1 pseudogene is annotated in these 383 nt (G+C 57.2%); it reads left to right on the plus strand.

Annotation, left to right across the window (positions count from 1 at the left end):
* A pseudogene (locus FAP39_RS17645) lies at positions 1–383 on the plus strand (FscB); the annotation flags it as partial.

Here is a 383-nt window from a genome sequence, read left to right on the forward strand (position 1 = left end):
ACGGGCGATGTCTGGCTCAGCTTTCGCTATCGCGCGCCGGCGAACTCCGCCCATTTGATCTCCTCATCGGGCGTGCTGCTTGAGCTTTATGATGCCAACCACACGCAGATCGCCCGCATCCGCACGGATCGGGACACGGAAAAATATCACGCGGCCGTTTATGGTGACAGCTATGTCATGGGCAACTCAAGCTTTCTGGCAGCCACCGCGCTCACCTACTGGTTTGACATCCGCATTGCCGTGGGCGCCGAGATCACCATGGATTTATATGTTGATGGCGTTCTGCAAAGCTCGGCCACCACACCCAACACAGGTGGCATGGGCATGCCCGTCAAATGCATCTGGAAGAACCAGGGGATGCATGGGCATTACACCAACACCGT

This window comes from Shimia litoralis, from assembly GCF_005518135.1.
GTDB lineage: Bacteria > Pseudomonadota > Alphaproteobacteria > Rhodobacterales > Rhodobacteraceae > Shimia_E > Shimia_E litoralis.